Consider the following 18,214-nt stretch of genomic DNA (forward strand, 5'->3'; position numbering starts at 1 on the left):
GGGGTCGCAGGGCCGCGACCCCCGCCGGGGTCAGGCGGCGGTCATCTCCGCCAGGGCCCGCACCGACTTCCAGTTTCGCGTGGTGGCCACCACGCCAAGCTTCTTCTCCAGGTACGCGTTGGTGAACTTGGACCGTCCGTAACCGCCGTCGACGAAGTGCAGGAAGACCTCCCGGCCGGTCACCGTGAACGACACGTTCTCGCCGCCGGGCACGGCGAGGGCATCCACCGTGGACTGCTCGGGTGCCGTGGCGAGGAAGGCCACCAGCAGCCTCGTCGGGTCGTCCTCCCGATCGGCGTACGGGTTGCCGCCGGCCACCGCCGCCAGCTCCCGGCCGCTGCGCACCAACACCGGCACGGTCAACGCCAGCTCGTCGGCGAGCGCCCGCTCGATCCCGGCGGCCAGCTTCTCCGCGTCGCGCACGGTGCTGCCGAAGGCCACGTTGCCGCTCTGCAGGTACGTCGTGACGTCGTCGTGCCCGAGGTCGGTGACGATCCGGCGCAGGTCGGCCATCGCGAGCCGGGTGGTGCCGACGTTGACCCCGCGCAGCAGGGCGACGTACCGGGTCATGGCTCCTCCAGGGGGCGCGCGGCCGATCCGCTCAGCGTACTGGCGTGGCCAACCATGAACGACCACCGTCAGCTCAGTCCACGACCGGCAGCACGACCTCGTTACGCCGCAGGAACCACGGCTTCCAGGGCGGGTCGAAGCGCGCGTACCGGATGGCGCCGGTGGGTTGCAGCCCGGCGGCGGTGACCGACCGGCCGAGCATGGTGGCCTTCTGGCTGAACGCCTGCTCCGTCCACCGCCCGGAGAAGCGCGTCGCCGCCGCCAGTTGTGCCGGAACCTCGCGGATCCGCACCCGGGCGTCCACCGGCTCGGGCAGGGTGGCGGTGGTGAAGGTGGCCGGCATGACGAACTGGATCAGGTACGCCCCCGGCCACTCACCCTCGACCTGGACCACCGGCACGGTCATCGCGATCTTCTCCGCGCCGCCGACCGTCGACGCCGCCGACGTGCCCGTTCCGATCGGATGCCGGGCCCGGTTGGCACCCCCGATGTAGGCGGCCAGCGGCCGGAACGCCTCTATCGGCGCCCGGGTGAACGACGCCTGGATCTGCATCTCGGCCACCAGGTGGGCCGGGTACCGACGCAGCTCGAAGCCGGGGTGTCGGGACACCACCCGGTACGGCTGCTGTTCGGTCATCGCGCGGCTCCCAGGATCTCCTGGGACAGACGCTACCGCCCGTCCGGCTCCCGCTCGGCCGAAGTCGACTGCTCCGACCCAGGGGCGACAGCCCGCGCGGTCAACCGCCAGTACTGCCGTTTGCCCTCGTCACGCAGGACCACCCCGAGCAGGCCCAGCTCCCGGCGCAGCTCCCGGGCGTCGTCGCGGCGATCCCGCCGGACCGCCCGCTCGCGGGCGCGCAGCAGCGCGTCCGCGCCGGCGGGCAGTCCGGGCAGGTCGGGCACCCAGAGCCGGTACGCCGACCGGTGCGGGTCGTCGTCCGCCCAGCCCCAGCCGTGCGTGCGGAACGCCTCAGCCAGTCGGGCGGCCGGCAGGTCTGTCGACTCCCGGACCAGTTCCGCACCGTCGCCGTCGAGCAGCACCAGGTGCCCGTCGGCGAGGAACACCACCCGGGTGTCGACCCGTGCGACGGTCCGGTCCTGGTCGGAGCGGCGCAGCCGGACCTGTGCCGCGTCGACCGTCACGACCAGCCGTTCGGCGGTGCCCGCACCCGCGATCGCCAGACCGGCCAGCGCCCCCACCGCTGCCATGCCGCCGACGGCCTGCTGCTGGGGCAGCCGGTCCAGCAGGTTGAACAGCCACTGCAGGGGCGCCCACGGCAACCCGGCCACCCAGCCCGCCAGCAGCGCGACCAGGCCGCCGGCTCCCGCGCCGAGCAGCGGGAAGCCGCCCCACAGGACCGCCAGCTCCAGCGGCCCGCCGGTGACGACGCTGCGCGGGCCGTAGCCGTCGCCGGCCATGCTCAGGACACCTCGCGGCGCAGCGTCCGGACCAGGCCGGCGACGAGCGGGACGACCAGCCAGACCAGCAGGGACACCGCCAGTCGGCCCCACTGCTCGCCGGTGACGTGGCTGGTGAAGAGCGGCTCCATCGTCCGGCCGGTGTCCAGCCAGCCGGCCGGGCCGCGCAGGGGCCGGATCAGCCCGCCGAGCACCGACCAGAGCGTGGGCAGCAGCAGGTAGCCGACGATGGCCAGCGGCGGGTTGAGCAGCAGCAGCCCGAAGCCCGCACCCATCAGCACGTTCGCCACCTGGAAGATGACGGCGTGCCCGATCAGGGCCCCTTCGATCCGCCAGGTGCCGGCGCCGCCGGTCGCGCCCGCCACCAGGGTTCCGACGGCGGCGATGGCCAGGCTGGCCAGTACCGAGGCGAGCGCGGTCAGCACCACGGCGATCAGCTTCGCGGCCACGACCCGTTCCCGGCGGGGCACCAGGGCGTACGTGCTGAGCGCCGTCCGCTGCGACCACTCACTGGTGATCGACAGGATGCCCAGCACCGGCAGCAGCACGCCGAGCGGCAGCAGCGAGGGCATGAAGAAGTTCGCGAAGGTCTGGTCGGCGTCCTTCGCGTAGATCAGTTGCAGGGTGACGATCACGGCGGTGATCAGACCGATGCTGATCAGCAGCCAGCGGCCGGCCCGGGTGTCGACGAGCTTGCGCAGCTCGACGGCGGTGAGCCGGAGCAGCGACGGGCCGCGTACCGGGGCGTGGTGCCGGGGTGCGACGGTGCTGGCGGCGGGCGCGGTGGTGGTGGTCATCGGACGGCCTCCTTGGTGGATTCGCCGGCGGTCAGGGTGAGGAAGAGCTGTTCGAGGCCGCCGCTGCCGGCGGGCCGCAGCTCGGCCAGCGCGACGCCGGCGTCCGCGGCGGCCTGGCCGACCACCTCGGCGTCGGCCTGCACCAGCAGGCCGTCGGCGCTGTCGGCGGCGGTCAGGCCGGCTGTCTCCAGCGCCCCACGCAGCGCCGCGTCGTCGCGGGCCCGCACGAGCGTTCCGCCTCCGCCGAGCAACTCGGACTTGTCGCCCTGGGCCACGATCCGGCCGCCCCCGATAACCACCAGCCGGTCCGCGACCGCCTCCACCTCGCGCAGCAGGTGGGAGGAGAGCAGCACCGTGCCGCCCCGGTCGGCGAAGTCGCGCAGCAGGCCGCGCATCCAGAAGATCCCCTCCGGGTCCAGGCCGTTCGCCGGCTCGTCGAGGATCAGCACCCGGGGGTCACCCAGGAGCGCCTGCGCGAGGCCGAGCCGCTGGCGCATGCCCAGCGAGTACGCCCGTACCCGACGCTTCGCCGCCACCGCGTTCAACCCGACCAGGTCGAGCTTCGCGGCGACCTCGCGTCGGTCCAGACCCATGGTGTACGCGGACAGCGTCAACGCCTCCCGTCCGGTTCGCCCGGCGTGCTGGGCGGAGGCGTCCAGCAGCACCCCGACCTCCCGCCCCGGGTTGGGCAGTTCCCGGTACGGGCGCCCGGAGACGGTGGTGCGGCCTGCGGTCGGTGTGGTGAGCCCGCAGATCATCCGCATGGTGGTGGACTTGCCGGCGCCGTTGGGGCCGAGGAAGCCGGTGACGGTGCCCGGCTCGCACTGGAACGACACGTCGTCCACAGCTGGGTGTGGCCCGTATCGCTTGGTGAGGTTCTCCACGGTGATCATGCGGTCGAGCCTGCCCGCGCCACCCGGCCATCCGCTGCGGCTGCCGGTCGATGCCACACCGACCTTGGTCGACCGGCAGGTCTCGACTTTGGTAGCTGGTCGTGGCGCCCGTCGGCTGCCTAGCATGGCGTCGTGACCAGCCTCGCCGTGCCGGAACACCCCTGGCTGCTGCCCGGGGCGTTGGCCGGCGCGACCAGCCCGGACGCGGCGGCCCGCCGGCCACGCCGCACCACCCGGGACTGGGCGGTCGACACCCTGGCCTTCCTGCTCTCGGTGCTCTGGGTGCTGTTCATCACCGCGGACGCCCTGTCGCCCGACCCGGCGGTCACCATCCCGCTGCCGCACGACTGGATGACCGGCGTGGACGCGCTGCTCGGGCTGGTCTGCTGCGGGCTGCTCTGGCTGCGCCGGCGGTGGCCGCTCGGGCTGTTGATCGCCACCACACCGCTGTCGCTCTTCTCGATGCCCTCGACCTTCCCGCTGGTGATCCTCTACTTCACCGTGGTGGTGCACCGGCGGACGGCCGTCGCGGTGGCGGTGACCGGCGTGGGTCTGGCCACCAACCTGGTCTTCAGTTGGCTGCGCCCGGAGCCGGGCCTGCCGTACTGGGCCAACGTGGCGTGGGGCGTGGTGATCAGTCTCGCCGTGCTGGCCTGGGGGATGTTCGTCCGGGCCCGGCGACAGTTGATCGTGTCGCTGCGGGAACGGGCCGAGCGGGCCGAGGCGGAGCAGCAGCTCCGGGTGGCTCAGGCCCGGCACCTCGAACGCACGCGGATCGCCCGGGAGATGCACGACGTGCTGGCCCACCGGATCTCGCTGCTCAGCCTGCACGCCGGCGCGCTGGAGTTCCGCCCGGACGCGCCCGCCGACGAGGTGGCCCGAGCGGCCGGGGTGATCCGGGGCAGTGCCCACGCCGCCCTTCAGGACCTGCGGGAGGTGATCGGGGTGCTCCGGGCCGAGGGCGACGACGACGGCGACGCCCCGGAGCCGCCGCAGCCCACCCTCGCCGACCTGCCGGCCCTGATCGCCGAGTCGCGGTCGGCCGGGGTGCGGGTGAACGTCAGCGACACCGTCGCCAAGCCGGGGGAGGCGCCGGCGGCGCTCGGCCGGGCCGCGTACCGGATCGTGCAGGAGGGGCTGACCAACGCCCGCAAGCACGCGGCCGGCGCCGCGGTCACCGTGGACGTGGCCGGCGGGCCGGGCACCGGCCTGACCGTGGCGATCGGCAACCGCTGGCCGGTGGGTTCGCCGCCCGGCGGCACGCTGCCGGGTGCCGGCACCGGCCTGGTCGGCATCAGCGAGCGGGTCACGTTGGCCGGCGGCCGGCTCGCCTACGGTCGGGACGACACCGGTGACTTCCGGCTGGCCGCCTGGCTGCCGTGGCCGGCGTGACCGGGCCTTCCGGTGCGGCCGGTCCCGAGTCGGCCGCACCGCCGGTGCGGGTGCTGATCGTGGACGACGACGCGCTGGTCCGGGCCGGGCTCTCGATGATCCTCGGCGGCCTGCCGGACCTGACCGTGGTCGGCGAGGCGGCCGACGGCGGTGAGGTGCCGGCCGCGGTCGCCGCGTACGCACCGGACGTGGTGCTGATGGACATCCGGATGCCGCGGGTCGACGGGCTGACCGCCACCGAGGCGCTGCGTGCCCAGCCGCGACCGCCGGAGGTGCTGGTGCTGACCACCTTCGACGCCGACGAGCAGGTGCTGCGGGCGTTGCGCGCCGGGGCGGCCGGCTTCCTGCTCAAGGACACCCCGCCAGCGGAGATCGTGCACGCCGTGCGCCGGGTGGCGGCCGGTGAGGCGACGCTCTCCCCGACGGTCACCCGGACGCTGATCGCCCACGTGACCGCCGCCGCCCCCGGCCCGGTCGGCCCCGACCCGCGCCGGGAGCGGGCGCTGCGGCAGCTCACCGGGCTCAGTGAGCGGGAGCGGCAGGTGGCGGTCGCGCTGGGGCGGGGCCACACCAACGCGGAGATCGCGGGGGAGTTGTTCATGAGTGTGGCGACGGTGAAGGCGTACGTCTCCCGGCTGCTGACCCGGCTCGACCTCAACAACCGGGTCCAGGTGGCGCTGCTCGTGCACGACGCCGGCCTCGTCTGACGGGAGGCCGCGCCGGCGCGCATCTGGCTGATCGACTCGGTTTCGCCGAAGTCGGGCGCCGCAGGGATACGCCGACATCAGTGACCTCGAGTCGATCGCGCTTGGGTCGGGACGCGGCGCCGCGCTTGTCGCCGGAGGATCTGCTTACCGCGTACCGGATTTGAACTTTCGTCCGGTGTCGCCCGTACCACTGGCCGAGGATGTCGGTGCGGTGAGTCCGCCGTGCCGCTGCCGAGCTGCGGGAGGCCTGCCGTGCGTGTTGGTGAGCAGTCGACGGATCCCATCGATCAGGTACTGGGTGAGGTGCCAATGCCGGCATCGCTGACGCCCGAGGATGTCCGGCTCGCGGTCCGGGCGGTGGTCGTACACACGGCCGAGGAGTGGCCAACCGGGCCGCTGTGCCGCAATGACGGTGCCTCCTACCCGTGCCGGCTGCACCGCTGGGGGCGACGGGTGTTGGAGACACACGGGCTCAACGAGCGGCAGATCGAGGCGTTGATCCGGCACGGTAACCCGTTCGTGCACGTGCCCTTCCCGTTCACCGCGACCGGGCCGTCACGGCACCCGGCCGCGCGGGTCGTCCCACCAGGGGCACGGCCCACCGCTGCGGGCCGGCCGGTGACTCCCCCCGTCACCGCGCCGCGCTGGCCCCGGGCGAGCTGAGCGCGCTACCCCTCCGCCCACCCGACCCGGGGCGACACAACGTCGGCCCGGCGCGGAGATTCCCCCTCCGCGTCGGGCCGACGTCGCTGTGACCGGCGGTTCAGTCGTTGCCGGCCCCGATCCCACAGTCCGGAGCGGACCAGCTCGTCGTGTTCGAGCTGTTGTCGCTGTTGTTCTCCCGCCGCGAGTCGACGTGCACGTGATCGTCGTGGTCGGGGTAGCCCGGCCCGTAGATCCCGCTGAAGCCGTTGTTACGGGCGTTGCGGGCGACCTGACACAGCGACGACGTCCGCGAGGTCACGTCGGCCGCGTTGCCGTACAGGTGCTGGCTGTCGGACGCGCCGCCGACCTGGTTGTTGCAGGCGCGGCTGCGGAACCCGCTGGACACGTTGAGCGGTTTGTCGCCGAGGCTCTTGCGCAGCGCCTCCAGCTTCCACATGGTGCGCAGCGCGTTCTGCTTGGTCTGGGCCGCCGAGAGCGGGCCGCCGCTCCATCCGCTTCCCCCGCACCCGTTGTCCATCTCGTTGAAGCTGAAGTGCGCGGGCGTGCAGTCGTTGTCCTGGAGTTGGTACAGCTTGGCGAAGGTCTGTGGGCCGGCGATGCCGTCGGCACGCAGCCCGTACGCCTGCTGGAACCGCTTGACCGCGGCGGCGGTCTTCGGTCCGTATCGGCCGTCGTTCTCCACGATGTCCCGGTTGCCGGCCCAACCTGCGACCCGGATCTGCAACTGGCGGACGTCGTCGCCCGAACGCCCCTGGGTCAGGGTGCGGTTCCACGTGTAGCAACCGTCCGCATGCGCCGCTGGTGCGGCGACCACCGCGGCGATCGCTGCCCCCGGCAGCGCCAGCGCGAATGCGACGGCAACGCGCTTGAAGGTGTTTACGCGCACAGAAGTCCTCCCGATAGGAGAGCGAATGGGGTGGCTCCGGGACATCGACCGAGAAGTCCCGCGATTTCCACCCTCGCACTGATCCGTGCGGTTGGAGGGAATTAACGAGAATCGTCCTCACAATCCGTGGTTCCTGGGCATTGCCTGGGAATTCGGGTGATTTGCGAAACAGCCATTCACCGCCGAATCGCCCCTCCTTCCGTTAACCACACCGAACGTCGCGATCGGCCACACCGAGGGTGATGTTTCCCGGCCGCTGGCAGCCGGTAACGTCAGCCCCGGGCGGCGGACTGGCGGAGGTGCACGTGGCACGCGGGGGCGTCTTCTGTGTCGAGGGTCAGTGGCACCGCGACCTCAACGAGCGGGGCTCCGTGCTGCCCACCCTCGAGCTGCTGGAGCGGTTGGGCAAGATCCGCTTCATCCACAAGGACGCGGCCACCCGCGACGAGCTGTTCTACTTCCTGGACCGCTGGCTGCTCAAGCAGTACGCCGACCACCGGGTCGGCTTCTTCGCCATGCACGGCGAGCCGAGCCGGCTCTGCCTCACCGACTGGCAATCCGTGGAGTTGAGCGAGGTGGCCGAGTTGATGGCCGGCCGGTGCGAGGGACGCCGGCTCTATTTCGGCAGCTGCTCCGTGCTGCGGGCCTCGGACGCGGTTCTGCGCGAGTTCCTGGAGGTCACCGGAGCCGCTCTGATCTGCGGTTTCACCCGAGAAGTCGATTGGGTCGAATCGGCGGCCTTCGAAACCGTCCTCCTCGACGTGCTCGCCAACGGTCAGCGGCACAATGCCGCCGAGCTGCGGATGGGCTCGGCCCACTGGGCGCCGCTCGCGTCGTACCTCGGCTTTCGGGTGATCTACGCCAACGGCCGGGCCTGGCGTCCGTCCGGCCGACCCCGGGTGCCCGCCCAGGCGGTGCACCGCTCGGCGGCCCGGCCCCGCTGACCCGCCGCCGCCGCTTCGCCGTCAGCCTGGTAGGAACGGGGGATGGCGCGCAGCATCGCAAGGAACACCCGGGTCGACCGGGACAGCCTGCTCGACTTCCTCCGGCCGCGACACCGCGTCGTGCTGATGACCACCCGGGCCGACGGGCGCCCGCAGTCCTCCCCGGTCTCCGCGGGCATCGACGGGCAGGGCCGGCTGGTCGTCTCCACCTACCCCGAGCGGGCCAAGGTGACCAACATCCGCCGTGACCCGCGGGTGTCGGCGTGTGTGCTCAGCGACGACTGGGACGGCCCCTGGGTGCAGATCGACGGCACCGCCGAGGTGCTGGACCTGCCCGAGGCACTGGAGCCGTTGGTCGAATACTTCCGCAGCATCTCCGGCGAGCACCCGGACTGGGACGACTACCGGGCGGCGATGGTGCGCCAGGGCAAGTCGCTGATCCGGGTCACCATCGACGGCTGGGGTCCGATCGCCACCGGTGGCTTCCCGGCCCGCCTCGCCGACTGACCACGGCCGGCCCGCCGCTGGATCAGTACGCGGCGGTGAAGCGGGCGTTCTGGTGTCGCGGCTGCTCGATCTCGTCGATGATCGCCACCGCCAGGTCCTCGTAGGTGAGCACCGAGCGGCCCTGGTCGTCGGTGACCGGCTGGTCGGTGCCGGTGCGGTAGTGCCCGGTGCGCTGGCCGGGGTGGAACTCCAGCGGGGGTGGCGAGACGTACGTCCAGCTCACCCCGTCGGCGGCGGTGCGGTAGTAGTCCAGAGCGTCCGCCTGGCCCAGCGCCGACTCCCGGTACTCCGCCGGGAAGTCCGGCTCGTCCAGGATGCGGGTACCACGCGGGGTGAGCAGGGTCGACCCGCCACCCAGGTGGATGATCCGCGGCGCGGCCGGCATCACGCGCAGCGTGGTCACCAGGTTCTCCGCCGCGTTCCGCCACAGCTCGCGCTCGCCGCCGCCGATCGCCACCACCAGCGCGTCCGCATCCGGCGCCAGCTCCCGGACGCTCCGCTCGCTGGTCGCGTCGCCGGTGACCGTCCGCACCCCGGCCGGCAGGTACGAGGTGGCCTCCGGGCGGCGGACCGCGGCGATGACCCGGTGCCCCCGGTCGACCGCCTCGGCAGTGACCCGCGAACCGGCGGTGCCGCCCGCGCCAAACACGACGATGGTGCTCACCAGCCCAGGCTAGGGACTGGGCACGCTGCCCGTCGGTGGAACGGCGATCCCGTCAGTCGACCAGGGCGGCGTAGACGAGCTGGCGCAGCTGGGAGCGCAGCGGGTACGTGCTCGACGGAATCAGCTGGGCGAACAGGAGCGCGGTGATCTCCTCGGCCGGATCGACCCAGAAGGCGGTGCTCGCCACCCCACCCCAGTAGTACTCGCCGACGCTGCTCGGCACCCGGCTGGGGATCGGGTCGTCGACCACCGCGAAGCCGAGGCCGAAGCCGATCCCGTCCAGGGTCGTCTCGGCGAAGCCGCCGGTCGACAGGGTGCCCAGGTCCTGGCCACCGGGCAGGTGGTTGCGGGTCATGAACCGCACCGTGCGCGCCCCGAGCAGGCGGACTCCGTCCAGTTCGCCGCCGCGCAGCAGCATCTGGGTGAGGCGGTGGTAGTCGGCGGCACTGGAGATCAGGCCTCCGCCGCCGGAGAGCAGGGCGGGCTTGCTGCACGCGAGCGCGCCCAGACTGTCGTAGCGGACCGCGCGACCGCTGCGCGGATCCGGTACGTAGAGCGCGGCCAGCCGCTCGGCCTCGTCCCCCTCCACCCACCAGCGGGTGTCGGTCATACCCAGCGGGCCGAAGATCCGGTCGGCGAAGAACGCGTCGAGGCTCTGCCCGGAGACCACCTCGACGAGCCGACCGAGCACGTCGGTGGCGACGGAGTAGCCCCAGGCGGAGCCGGGCTGGAACAGCAGCGGCAGCTCGCCGAAGGTCGCGCACGCGCCGGCCAGGTCGACGTCCGCCGGCGGGTGCAGGTCGTAGCCGGCGGCCCGGTAGAGCCCGTCGACCACCGAGGTCTGCATGAAGCCGTACGTCAGGCCGGCGGTGTGGGTGAGCAGATGCCAGACCCGGATCGGCTCGATCGCCGGCACCGTGTACGGCTTGAGCGCCGACCCCTTGGAGTAGACCCGCAGGTCGGCGAACTCCGGCAGCCAGCGGCTGATCTCGTCGGTCAGCTCGAACCGGCCCTCCTCCCAGAGCATCATCGCGGCGACCGAGGTGACTGGCTTGGTCATCGAGTAGATCCGCCAGAGCGTGTCGGCCTCGACCGGGGCGCCCGACTCCCGGTCCCGCAGCCCGTACGTCGAGGAGTGCGCCACCTCGCCGCGGCGGGTGACCACCACCTGCCAGCCGGCCAACCGGCCGTCGTCGACGTACCGGCCGAAGTGTTCGTCGATCCGCGCCAGCCGCGCCGGGTCGAAACCGATCTGATCGGGGTCCTTGCTCCGAGCCACACTCACGTCGCCGAACCTACTAGCCGGTATGCCGATACCGGAAGGGGCTGCCCCAGCCGGCCGGCCGTGCCGGCCGCCGGCTGTCGCTGCTGCCCACTAACCTGGCCGGATGCCGGAGTTGACCGAGGACGTGACCTTCCGCAACGAGGACTGGTACGGCGAGGAGCTGACCGACCGGCACTTCGTGGGCTGCGAGTTCTTCGAGGTGGACCTGACGGAGGCGGTGAGCAGAGGAGCGGTCTTCACCGGGTGCACGTTCGGCAACGTCCAGTTCAACGCCTCCCGGCACGTCGACTCCGCCTTCACCCGCTGTGTCTTCACGCGGTGCAACTTCTTCGAGGCCACGTTCACCGGTTGCAAGCTGGTCGGCAGCACCTTCATCGACTGCGCCCTGCGTCCGTTGGCGGTGGACGGTGGTGACTGGTCCTTCGTCGCGTTGCCCGGCGCCGACCTGCGGGGGGCCCGGCTGACCGGGGTACGGATGCGCGAGGTGGACCTGACCAGGGCCAATCTCACCGGTGCCACGGTCACCGGTGTCGACCTCTCCGGCGCGCAGTTGCTCAACGTCCGGCTGGGCGGCGCCGATCTGCGCGGCAGCGATCTCACCGCCCTCGACCCGACGGCCGTCGAGCGGGCCGGTGCCATGGTGGACGCCGAGCAGGCCGTGGTCATCGCGCAGGTGCTCGGCTTTCGGGTCGGCTGACGCGAGAGCCGTTCCCGGTCCACCGAAGTCCCTGTCCGAGCGGTCCAGGCTGTCCGATACCGTCCGGTTGCGGGCTGGACACGTCCGCCGGTCCGGATCTAGCGTGTCGTCCACGCCGGTGCGAACGTGAATGGCCCACAGTGGACGGTGTGATCCGTGGCGGTCGATGCTGGCCGGGCGGTGGAGTTGGAGGGGTCGGTGGCGGACGAAGACCGCACGCGGGCTGATTCGCGGGCTGGGGACGAGCCGCCCGACGGACCGGCGAGGCATCGCCCGCGCGCCGTCACCGATGGGCCGACGCGCAGCGTGCTGCGCCGGGTCGCCCGTGCCCGGCGGCGGCGTCGGTGGGCGGTGGAGGGGGTCGCCGTCCTCGCCTGCCTGGTGGCGTTGATCTCGTACCTCGCGAGCCGGTCCGATCCGGAGCCCGGTGACGACCAACCGGGTCGCCCGGGCGGCGTGCCCGCCGCGGCCGCCCGTCCCAGTGGTCCCCCAGCCGCCGAGGGGCGCACCGGCGAGGCGGGCCCGGCGAAGCCCGGCCTGCGTCCGCGTGAGCGCCCACCCTCGCCCCACCCGACACCGTCGGCCAGCGCTCCCGCCCCACCGCCGGCATCGCCCAGGTTGCCGGTGCTGTCGGTGAGCCGTGGGGAGATGCCTGCCGAGGTCGACCTCACCGCCGTGGGCACCCGGGACTGGATGCACTGGGGGCAGCGCGGCGGCGCCTCGACGGTCCGCAAGCGCTCCGGCTCCGGGGAGATCATCGACGGCGGTGGTGCCGGTACCCGGGTCGGGTGGGACGGCAACCAGGAGCACGTCCGTTGGTCCGACGGCTCGTCCGAGCGCTCGGTGCGGGGCAGCTCGAACGGTGTCTACACCTGCGGTGCGGGCAACGGGTTCACCCTCGCCGTCGCCGGCAGCGGTGAACCGCGCACGGTCCAGCTCTACGGCGGCATCTGGATGGCCCGGGGGCGGCTGGAGGCGCGGCTGTCCACCGGTGGGCCCGCCAGCACCGCGATACTGGAGGATCCGTACACCAGTCAGAGTGCTCAGTTCACCATCCGGTTCACGCTGCCGAAGGGCGCCCGGCTGCTGCTGACCTGGACCGTCGAGAAGGTCTTCACCCCGCACTGCGGCAACGTCGGCCTCCAGGCCGTGGCGGTGCGCTGACCGCCCGATCGCTGCGCGTTCGCACAGCGGGACAGTTTGTCCGTCGCGCACCGTCGAGGGCGTCATAACTTTCTGCTGTCCCCATCCGACCATCCAGTGTGGAGGCAGCGGAGATGAGTAGCAGTACCGCCCACCGCGTCCGTCGCGTCGCTTCGTCCGGCGCTGGTGAAGCCTCCGGGGAGGTGCTCCGCGACATCCCCCTGCCGCCGTACGTGACGGGCGAGGACACCCAGTTCGCGGTGCGGGCGGTGGTGGTGCACGCCCCCCGGCGGTGGTCCGGGGGAGTGGTCTGCCGCAACGATGCCAGCCCGCATCCGTGCCGCCTGCACCGCTGGGGCACCCGGGTGCTGGCACTGCGCGGGCTGCGGGCCGCCGAGATCGCAGCGCTCATCGAGCGCGGCGACCCGACGGCGGTGGTCCCCCCACCGGACCGTCCGGCCTGAGCGCGCGTCGGGCCGGGAGGCGCACCCGCGCCTCCCGGCCGCCGCTCAGCAGGTGATCGGTTTGACCCAGGAGCATTCGACGCCCTCCGGGGTCCGGGGCGTCTCGGGTACCGCCGGCGGTGCCACCCGTGCCGTGGCCGTACCGTCCTCGCGGTATCCGGCCAGCGCCACGGCGATCTGGTCCTCCAACGGCTTGACCGACGCCGTCAGGTAGTTGTTCAGCAGGATGGAGAACGCCAGCAGTCGGCCGTCGGCGCTGGTGACGTAGCCGGAGAGCCCGGAAACCCCGGTCAGACTGCCGGTCTTGGCGTGGACGTTGCCCGCCGCCGGAGTGCCGGCCATCCGGCTGCGCAGGGTGCCACCGACGAACCGCTCGGGTTGCCCGGCGATCGGCAACGCCGCGTACCAGGCGGCGAACCATGGTTCGGCGCGAACGGCGCTCAGCAGGTCGACGAACTCCGCCGCCGGGACCAGGTTGCGCCGGGACAGCCCGGAACCGTCACGTTGGCGCAGTTTGCCGGTGTCCATCCCGGTGTCGGCGACGTACTCGCTGATCGCGGTCAGTCCGGCCGTCCAGGTGCCCGAGCCGGAGAGCACGCGACCGATCTCCTTGGTCAACACCTCGGCGTGCCCGTTGTTGGAGAGCTTGAGAAACGGCGTCATCAGCTCACCCAGGATCATTGAGTCGTGCCGCGCCACCTGGTGGGCCGTCTCCGGGGTGGGCTGGCCGAGCACGGTCCGGCCGAGCACCCGCACACCGTGCCGGTGCAGCGCCGCCCGGAACACGTCGGCCGCGTAGCCGGTGGGCTCCCAGACGGTCACCCAGTCGCTGGCGGGCTCGTCGCCGACGGCGATCTGGCCGGTCACCACGATGGTGTTGCCGCCGTGTTCGCGCTCGATCGTGATCGAGGTCGCCCCCTCGGTGACCGTCTCGGCACGGTTGTCGATGTGCACGTATCCGGTGGGTGGGGTGGTGCTGACCACCGGCGGGGCGCCGGCCCGGTCGGCCGGGGCGGCGTTCACGATCACGGTGCCCGCGTCGTAGTCGGTGTCCGGGGCGACGGTCAGCGCGGAGACCTGGGCGGCGTAGTAGTAGGGCTCGTCGTCCCAGGTCCAGTCGGGGCCGAGCCGGGTGCGGTCGTAGCGGGTGTCGTCGGCGACCAGGTTGCCGGTCACCACCCGTACGCCGTCGGCGGCGACCTGTGCGGCGAGCGCGTCGTAGTCGGCGGCGAGCATGGTCGGGTCACCCCCGCCGCGCAGGTAGAGGTTGCCGGAGAGCAGACCCGCGCGGCGCTTGCCGCTGGTTCGCACGTCGGTGCTGAATCGGTGCCCCGGGCCGAGCAGTTCGAGGGCCGCCGTCGAGGTCAGCAGCTTGGTGTTGGAGGCCGGGATCAGTCGCCGGTCACCGTTGCGGTCGTAGAGTGTCTGGCCCGTGCTGGTGTCGACCACGACCACCGACGCCTGCGCGCCGGCGAGCCGGGTGTCGGCGAGGATCGTGTCGATGGTGGCGTGCAGTCGGGTCGTCGCGGGGGTGGGCGACTCGGCCGTGGCACCGGGCGCGCCGGCGGCGGCCGCGGTGGCGACCAGCGCGAGCAGCGCGAGGGCCAGGGGAAAGTGACGGCGATGCATGCGCTGATGCTGCCACGAAGATATTCGCCGGAGAAGGGGCTCAGGCGAAGGTTATTGCCGCGCGCGCTACGTCGGCCGGCCGACCGACCTGTCATGCCCACCCCAGTAGTGCCGCTGTGCCCCCATGATCAGCGGTGCGACCAGTGCGGCGAGCGCCCCGCCGAGTAACGGGAAGACGATGAACACCCAGAGCTGCCGCAGGGCCACGCCGCCCTCGAAGACCGCCGGGCCGAACGCACGGGCCGGGTTGACGGCCGCCCCGGTCAGCGTCACGCCCACCAGTTGGGTCGCGGCGAGGGCCAACCCGATGGCCACCCCGGCGGTGCCCGGATTCTCGCTACGGCTGGTCACCACCAGGACGACCAGCACGAAGAGGAAGGTCAGGATGAGCTCCAGCACGGCCGCGCCGCCACGGTTGATGTGCGCGCCGTAACCGTTCGCGCCCAGTGCCCCGGTCTGGTCCGCGACGTCGCCCCAGCGGGTCAGCGCCCAGAGCGCGAAGGCGGCCACGGTCGCACCGACGAACTGCGCGATCCAGTACGCCACCGCACCGAGCACCGAGATCTTTCCGGAGAGCAGCACACCGAGCGTCACCGCCGGGTTGACGTGGCTGCCGGAGAGTGGACCGATCGTGTAGACCAGGGCGAGCATCACGAACCCGAAGGCCAGCGCGACCACCACCACGCCGCCCTGAACCCGCGCGGCGACGGCACTACCCACTCCGAAGAAGACCAGCAGCAGGGTGCCGAGGAACTCAGCCGCGTACCGACGAAGATCGCTCATTCACCCAGCGTAAGCACAGTTCAGGCGGCCGTAGCCGGAATGCCGGTCTGTGATCGGCGTGACGGCCAGCGGCGGGCACATCGGTGACCACCACGGCGTTGCACCCCGCGTGGACACCCACTCCGCGGACGTCGTGGTGATCGGCGCCGGACAGGCCGGCCTGAGCGTCGGCTACCACCTGCGCCGCACCGGCTTCCTCCCCGGCAGCGGCTTCGTCGTCCTCGACGGCGACAACGGGCCCGGCGGGGCCTGGCAGCACCGCTGGCCGACGTTGGTCTTCGACCGGGTGCACGGTTTCCACGACCTGCCTGGGCTGCCTTTCCCACCAACTGAGCCGCACAGCCCGGCGGCGGCGCAGGTGAGCGCCTACTTCGCGGCGTACGAGAAAGCATTCGACCTGCCGGTGCGGCGGCCGGTGCGGGTCCGCGCGGTGCAGTCCCGCCCGGACGGCCGGTTGGACGTGCACACCGATCAGGATCGGTGGATCGCCCGAGCCCTGATCAACGCGACCGGCACCTGGACCCGGCCGTTCTGGCCGCACTACCCGGGCCGGTCGTCCTTTCGAGGCCGGCAGCTGCACACCGCCGACTACCGGGGGCCGGCCGAGTTCGCCGGCCGGCGGGTGGTGGTCGTCGGTGGCGGCACCTCGGCCGTGCAGTTGCTCGGCGAGGTCTCCACGGTCGCGACGGCCACCACGTGGGTGACCCGCCGGCCGCCGGAGTTCAGGGACGAGGAGTTCGGCCCGGAGCTGGGTCGCGCCGCGGTGGCCCGGGTGGACGAGGCGGTACGAGCCGGTCGCCCACCGGGCAGCGTGGTGGGTGTGACCGGGCTACCGGTCACCCCGGAGGTACGCCGACTGCGCGAGCGCGGCGTCCTGGACCGGCTACCCATGTTCGACCGGATCACACCCGACGGGGTGGCCTGGGCGGACGGGCGGTTCGTGCCGGCGGACGTGATCCTCTGGTGCACCGGTTTCCGCGCCGCCATCGATCATCTCGCCCCGCTGGGCCTGCGGGCGCCGGGCGGCGGCATCACGATGGACGGCACCCGCGTGGTCGCCGACGAGCGGATCCACCTGGTCGGGTACGGCCCCTCGGCCAGCACGATCGGAGCCAACCGGGCCGGGCGGGCGGCGGTCAACGAGATCCGCGCCTGGCTCGCCCCGGCCGCCGTTCTCGACTGACCAGCCTCTATTTGACGGATCGCCCGCCAGCGGGCACGGTGGAGGTGACGGGGCCGTCAGCTGCCCCGATTCGATGCGACGGCGACGACCGTCGCCCCTCCTGTCGCCTCCCACGTGTGCTCGTACGCGGGCCGACTGTCCGGTCTGCGCAGCATCCGACCGCGAGCCGAGAATCCACGAGGAGTTCCGCCAATGCTCACCATGACCGATAACGCCGTGCTCGTCATCCGTGACCTCGCCAACCAGCAGGACGTCGCCCAGGATGGCGGGGTGCGCATCGCCGCCGACACCGAGGCCGGTTCGCTCACCGTGGAGTTGGTGCCCGAGCCGGTGCAGGGCGACCGCGTGGTCGACAACCAGGGCGCCCGGATCTTCCTGGACGAGGACGCCGCCGAGCTGCTCGGTGACGCGTCGGTGGACGCGACCGTGGATGACGAGGGAATCATCCAGTTCGGCTTCACCGAGCGGCAGTAGGCGGGGCTCAGCCCGCCCGGCGGGTCACACCTCCGCGCGACCGTCCCCGGTGCGGTGGGTCCGACCTGGGCTGCCACTCGGGGGCGGTGTCACCGCCCTGCCGCGACAGCGTGGTCAGCACGTACGCCAGGTGGTGCGAGGTGCTCCACGCCGCCCAGTTGGCGGCCGATCCGGCGCCGGCACCTCTCCGGGCCCGGCGCAGCAGCTCGTGGTCGCCCCAGGAGAAGGCGGCGCCGGTGCTCGGCCAGTGTGGCGCCGAGACCAGCGTGCGGCACAGGTCGTTGACCCGGTCGCCGCCCCTGCCGCCCCGGCGCGCCCAGCGGTAGACCCACCAGCAGCCGTCGTCGGTGTATCGCACGGTGGGCAACCTGTCGCCCGGGTCACCGGTGCCGGGCACGGCCGGGCGGACGCCGTAGTCGCCGTAGTCGACCCCTGCGTCGGCGAGCCGTTGCCAGAGCTGCCAGTCCCAGCGGTCCAGCTGGATCGGCTCGTCGGTGGGCAGCCGGGACAGCGTCGGCGGCATCCCGCCCGCCGCCACCGTCACCGACCGCCAGGCGTGCCGGCGCGCCCAGTCCAGCAGGCGGCGTAACCGGGGCTCGGCTGCCCGCACGTCCGCCGGGCAGCACACGTCCCCCGCGTCCACCAGCAGGTCGCACTCCTCCGGGGCGAGGGCGGTCAACCGCCAGATCCGTTCCACGGCGGAGGTGCTCGCGTCCGGCCCGGCCCGGTCCTGGCCGGCCCGCAGCCGGACCAGCGCCCGTCGGCCGTACGTCCGCGCCGCCGCGCCGTGCGCGACCAGCCGGCGGTCGCTCTCCGCGAGCCTGATCACCGGCACCAGTGGTACGCCCCAACGGCTCAGCTCCGTCTCGGGCGTGTCCGGCAGTGCGCTCACGTCGATGGCCGGCAGCAGCCCGGGGGGCAGTCGGCGAACAGTGTCCACCATGGATCGGCCGACCGCGCCGACCTCCAGGACCGGGGCGACCAGTGCGGCGGCCGCGGGGTCGAGGTGGCTCAAGGCCTCCAGCTCACCTCGTCGGCTGGCGAGGATGGGGCGGTAGACCGGTTCCGCCGCCCGGCCCCCGTGGGCGGGCACCATACTTCAATCTAGCCA

21 protein-coding genes are annotated in these 18,214 nt (G+C 72.6%); 10 read left to right on the forward strand and 11 right to left on the reverse strand.

Features of this window, described 5'->3' with window-relative positions:
• Positions 1-30: 30 nt before the first annotated feature.
• The 5 genes from ACQEUX_RS32935 to ACQEUX_RS32955 all read right to left on the reverse strand — a co-directional run bounded on the left by ACQEUX_RS32935 (position 31) and on the right by ACQEUX_RS32955 (position 3,679).
• A complete protein-coding gene (locus ACQEUX_RS32935; RefSeq protein WP_433056726.1) occupies positions 31-570 on the reverse strand; it encodes a DUF1697 domain-containing protein in 540 nt (179 codons plus the stop codon).
• 73 nt (positions 571-643) lie between these two features.
• On the reverse strand, positions 644-1,207 hold the full coding sequence (locus tag ACQEUX_RS32940; RefSeq protein WP_433056728.1) for an SOUL family heme-binding protein: 564 nt from the start codon (positions 1,205-1,207) through the stop codon (positions 644-646).
• Positions 1,208-1,239: 32 nt separating this feature from the next.
• A complete protein-coding gene (locus ACQEUX_RS32945; protein WP_433056730.1) occupies positions 1,240-1,989 on the reverse strand; it encodes a YqeB family protein in 750 nt (249 codons plus the stop codon).
• 2 nt (positions 1,990-1,991) lie between these two features.
• The gene (locus ACQEUX_RS32950; RefSeq protein WP_433056732.1) at positions 1,992-2,786 is read right to left on the reverse strand and encodes an ABC transporter permease; all 795 of its coding nucleotides are present in this window, start codon (positions 2,784-2,786) and stop codon (positions 1,992-1,994) included.
• Entirely contained in the window at positions 2,783-3,679 is an 897-nt protein-coding gene (locus ACQEUX_RS32955) for an ABC transporter ATP-binding protein (RefSeq protein WP_433056734.1), read from the reverse strand. The genes ACQEUX_RS32950 and ACQEUX_RS32955 overlap by 4 nt, the downstream gene beginning before the upstream one ends.
• Positions 3,680-3,811: 132 nt before the next feature.
• On the opposite strand from ACQEUX_RS32955, the gene ACQEUX_RS32960 reads away from it, so the two are divergent.
• The 3 genes from ACQEUX_RS32960 to ACQEUX_RS32970 all read left to right on the forward strand — a co-directional run bounded on the left by ACQEUX_RS32960 (position 3,812) and on the right by ACQEUX_RS32970 (position 6,441).
• The gene (locus ACQEUX_RS32960) at positions 3,812-5,071 is read left to right on the forward strand and encodes a sensor histidine kinase (RefSeq protein WP_433056736.1); all 1,260 of its coding nucleotides are present in this window, start codon (positions 3,812-3,814) and stop codon (positions 5,069-5,071) included.
• Positions 5,050-5,778, forward strand: coding sequence for a response regulator (locus ACQEUX_RS32965; RefSeq protein ID WP_433057311.1), 729 nt, complete (start codon positions 5,050-5,052; stop codon positions 5,776-5,778). Before ACQEUX_RS32960 ends, ACQEUX_RS32965 begins: the two co-directional genes overlap by 22 nt.
• Before the next feature lie 309 nt (positions 5,779-6,087).
• Positions 6,088-6,441, forward strand: coding sequence for a hypothetical protein (locus tag ACQEUX_RS32970; RefSeq protein ID WP_433056738.1), 354 nt, complete (start codon positions 6,088-6,090; stop codon positions 6,439-6,441).
• A gap of 100 nt (positions 6,442-6,541) precedes the next feature.
• Here ACQEUX_RS32970 and ACQEUX_RS32975 read toward each other — a convergent pair whose 3' ends face one another.
• Entirely contained in the window at positions 6,542-7,330 is a 789-nt protein-coding gene (locus ACQEUX_RS32975; RefSeq protein ID WP_433056740.1) for a D-Ala-D-Ala carboxypeptidase family metallohydrolase, read from the reverse strand.
• 305 nt (positions 7,331-7,635) lie between these two features.
• On the opposite strand from ACQEUX_RS32975, the gene ACQEUX_RS32980 reads away from it, so the two are divergent.
• Together ACQEUX_RS32980 and ACQEUX_RS32985 are read left to right on the forward strand one after the other, a co-directional pair.
• Entirely contained in the window at positions 7,636-8,274 is a 639-nt protein-coding gene (locus tag ACQEUX_RS32980) for a DUF6642 family protein (RefSeq protein ID WP_433056742.1), read from the forward strand.
• Positions 8,275-8,316: 42 nt separating this feature from the next.
• Positions 8,317-8,781, forward strand: a complete 465-nt coding sequence (locus tag ACQEUX_RS32985; RefSeq protein WP_433056744.1) for a PPOX class F420-dependent oxidoreductase — start codon at positions 8,317-8,319, stop codon at positions 8,779-8,781.
• Positions 8,782-8,803: 22 nt separating this feature from the next.
• On the opposite strand, the gene ACQEUX_RS32990 is transcribed toward ACQEUX_RS32985, so the two are convergent.
• Together ACQEUX_RS32990 and ACQEUX_RS32995 are read right to left on the reverse strand one after the other, a co-directional pair.
• Positions 8,804-9,445, reverse strand: coding sequence for an NAD(P)-dependent oxidoreductase (locus ACQEUX_RS32990; RefSeq protein WP_433056746.1), 642 nt, complete (start codon positions 9,443-9,445; stop codon positions 8,804-8,806).
• Positions 9,446-9,497: 52 nt separating this feature from the next.
• Complete coding sequence (locus tag ACQEUX_RS32995) at positions 9,498-10,730, reverse strand: serine hydrolase domain-containing protein (protein ID WP_433056748.1); 1,233 nt, start codon at positions 10,728-10,730, stop codon at positions 9,498-9,500.
• 103 nt (positions 10,731-10,833) lie between these two features.
• On the opposite strand from ACQEUX_RS32995, the gene ACQEUX_RS33000 reads away from it, so the two are divergent.
• From ACQEUX_RS33000 to ACQEUX_RS33010, 3 genes are all read left to right on the forward strand, one after another.
• Positions 10,834-11,427, forward strand: coding sequence for a pentapeptide repeat-containing protein (locus ACQEUX_RS33000; protein ID WP_433056750.1), 594 nt, complete (start codon positions 10,834-10,836; stop codon positions 11,425-11,427).
• Positions 11,428-11,583: 156 nt separating this feature from the next.
• Complete coding sequence (locus ACQEUX_RS33005) at positions 11,584-12,591, forward strand: hypothetical protein (protein ID WP_433056752.1); 1,008 nt, start codon at positions 11,584-11,586, stop codon at positions 12,589-12,591.
• Positions 12,592-12,704: 113 nt separating this feature from the next.
• Positions 12,705-13,034, forward strand: a complete 330-nt coding sequence (locus ACQEUX_RS33010) for a hypothetical protein (protein ID WP_433056754.1) — start codon at positions 12,705-12,707, stop codon at positions 13,032-13,034.
• Between the two features lie 45 nt (positions 13,035-13,079).
• Here the strand turns inward: ACQEUX_RS33010 and dacB are convergent, their stop codons facing one another.
• On the reverse strand, positions 13,080-14,663 hold the full coding sequence (gene dacB, locus ACQEUX_RS33015; RefSeq protein WP_433056756.1) for a D-alanyl-D-alanine carboxypeptidase/D-alanyl-D-alanine endopeptidase: 1,584 nt from the start codon (positions 14,661-14,663) through the stop codon (positions 13,080-13,082).
• Positions 14,664-14,729: 66 nt separating this feature from the next.
• Positions 14,730-15,446: an MIP/aquaporin family protein gene (locus ACQEUX_RS33020; protein ID WP_433056758.1), complete on the reverse strand. Its 717-nt coding sequence runs from the start codon at positions 15,444-15,446 to the stop codon at positions 14,730-14,732.
• A 49-nt stretch (positions 15,447-15,495) separates the two neighbouring features.
• On the opposite strand from ACQEUX_RS33020, the gene ACQEUX_RS33025 reads away from it, so the two are divergent.
• Positions 15,496-16,629 carry an NAD(P)-binding domain-containing protein gene (locus ACQEUX_RS33025; RefSeq protein ID WP_433056760.1) on the forward strand — a complete coding sequence of 378 codons (1,134 nt, stop codon included), beginning with the start codon at positions 15,496-15,498 and terminating at the stop codon, positions 16,627-16,629.
• A gap of 192 nt (positions 16,630-16,821) precedes the next feature.
• Entirely contained in the window at positions 16,822-17,103 is a 282-nt protein-coding gene (locus ACQEUX_RS33030; protein ID WP_406075384.1) for an adhesin, read from the forward strand.
• A gap of 7 nt (positions 17,104-17,110) precedes the next feature.
• Here the strand turns inward: ACQEUX_RS33030 and ACQEUX_RS33035 are convergent, their stop codons facing one another.
• A complete protein-coding gene (locus ACQEUX_RS33035; protein WP_433056762.1) occupies positions 17,111-18,199 on the reverse strand; it encodes a beta family protein in 1,089 nt (362 codons plus the stop codon).
• Positions 18,200-18,214: the final 15 nt, after the last annotated feature.

It is taken from the genome of Micromonospora sp. CA-259024 (genome assembly GCF_050936255.1).
In the GTDB taxonomy this organism is placed as follows: Bacteria; Actinomycetota; Actinomycetes; order Mycobacteriales; family Micromonosporaceae; genus Micromonospora.

Bases quoted from the DNA above. Each gene is read 5' to 3' on its own strand.
- ACQEUX_RS32935 (WP_433056726.1), bottom strand. From the start codon at position 570: ATGACCCGGTACGTCGCCCTGCTGCGCGGGGTCAACGTCGGCACCACC.
- ACQEUX_RS32940 (WP_433056728.1), bottom strand. From the start codon at position 1,207: ATGACCGAACAGCAGCCGTACCGGGTGGTGTCCCGACACCCCGGCTTC.
- ACQEUX_RS32945 (WP_433056730.1), bottom strand. From the start codon at position 1,989: ATGGCCGGCGACGGCTACGGCCCGCGCAGCGTCGTCACCGGCGGGCCG.
- ACQEUX_RS32950 (WP_433056732.1), bottom strand. From the start codon at position 2,786: ATGACCACCACCACCGCGCCCGCCGCCAGCACCGTCGCACCCCGGCAC.
- ACQEUX_RS32955 (WP_433056734.1), bottom strand. From the start codon at position 3,679: ATGATCACCGTGGAGAACCTCACCAAGCGATACGGGCCACACCCAGCT.
- ACQEUX_RS32970 (WP_433056738.1), top strand. From the start codon at position 6,088: ATGCCGGCATCGCTGACGCCCGAGGATGTCCGGCTCGCGGTCCGGGCG.
- ACQEUX_RS32985 (WP_433056744.1), top strand. From the start codon at position 8,317: ATGGCGCGCAGCATCGCAAGGAACACCCGGGTCGACCGGGACAGCCTG.
- ACQEUX_RS33000 (WP_433056750.1), top strand. From the start codon at position 10,834: ATGCCGGAGTTGACCGAGGACGTGACCTTCCGCAACGAGGACTGGTAC.
- ACQEUX_RS33010 (WP_433056754.1), top strand. From the start codon at position 12,705: ATGAGTAGCAGTACCGCCCACCGCGTCCGTCGCGTCGCTTCGTCCGGC.
- dacB (WP_433056756.1), bottom strand. From the start codon at position 14,663: ATGCATCGCCGTCACTTTCCCCTGGCCCTCGCGCTGCTCGCGCTGGTC.
- ACQEUX_RS33020 (WP_433056758.1), bottom strand. From the start codon at position 15,446: ATGAGCGATCTTCGTCGGTACGCGGCTGAGTTCCTCGGCACCCTGCTG.
- ACQEUX_RS33030 (WP_406075384.1), top strand. From the start codon at position 16,822: ATGCTCACCATGACCGATAACGCCGTGCTCGTCATCCGTGACCTCGCC.
- ACQEUX_RS33035 (WP_433056762.1), bottom strand. From the start codon at position 18,199: ATGGTGCCCGCCCACGGGGGCCGGGCGGCGGAACCGGTCTACCGCCCC.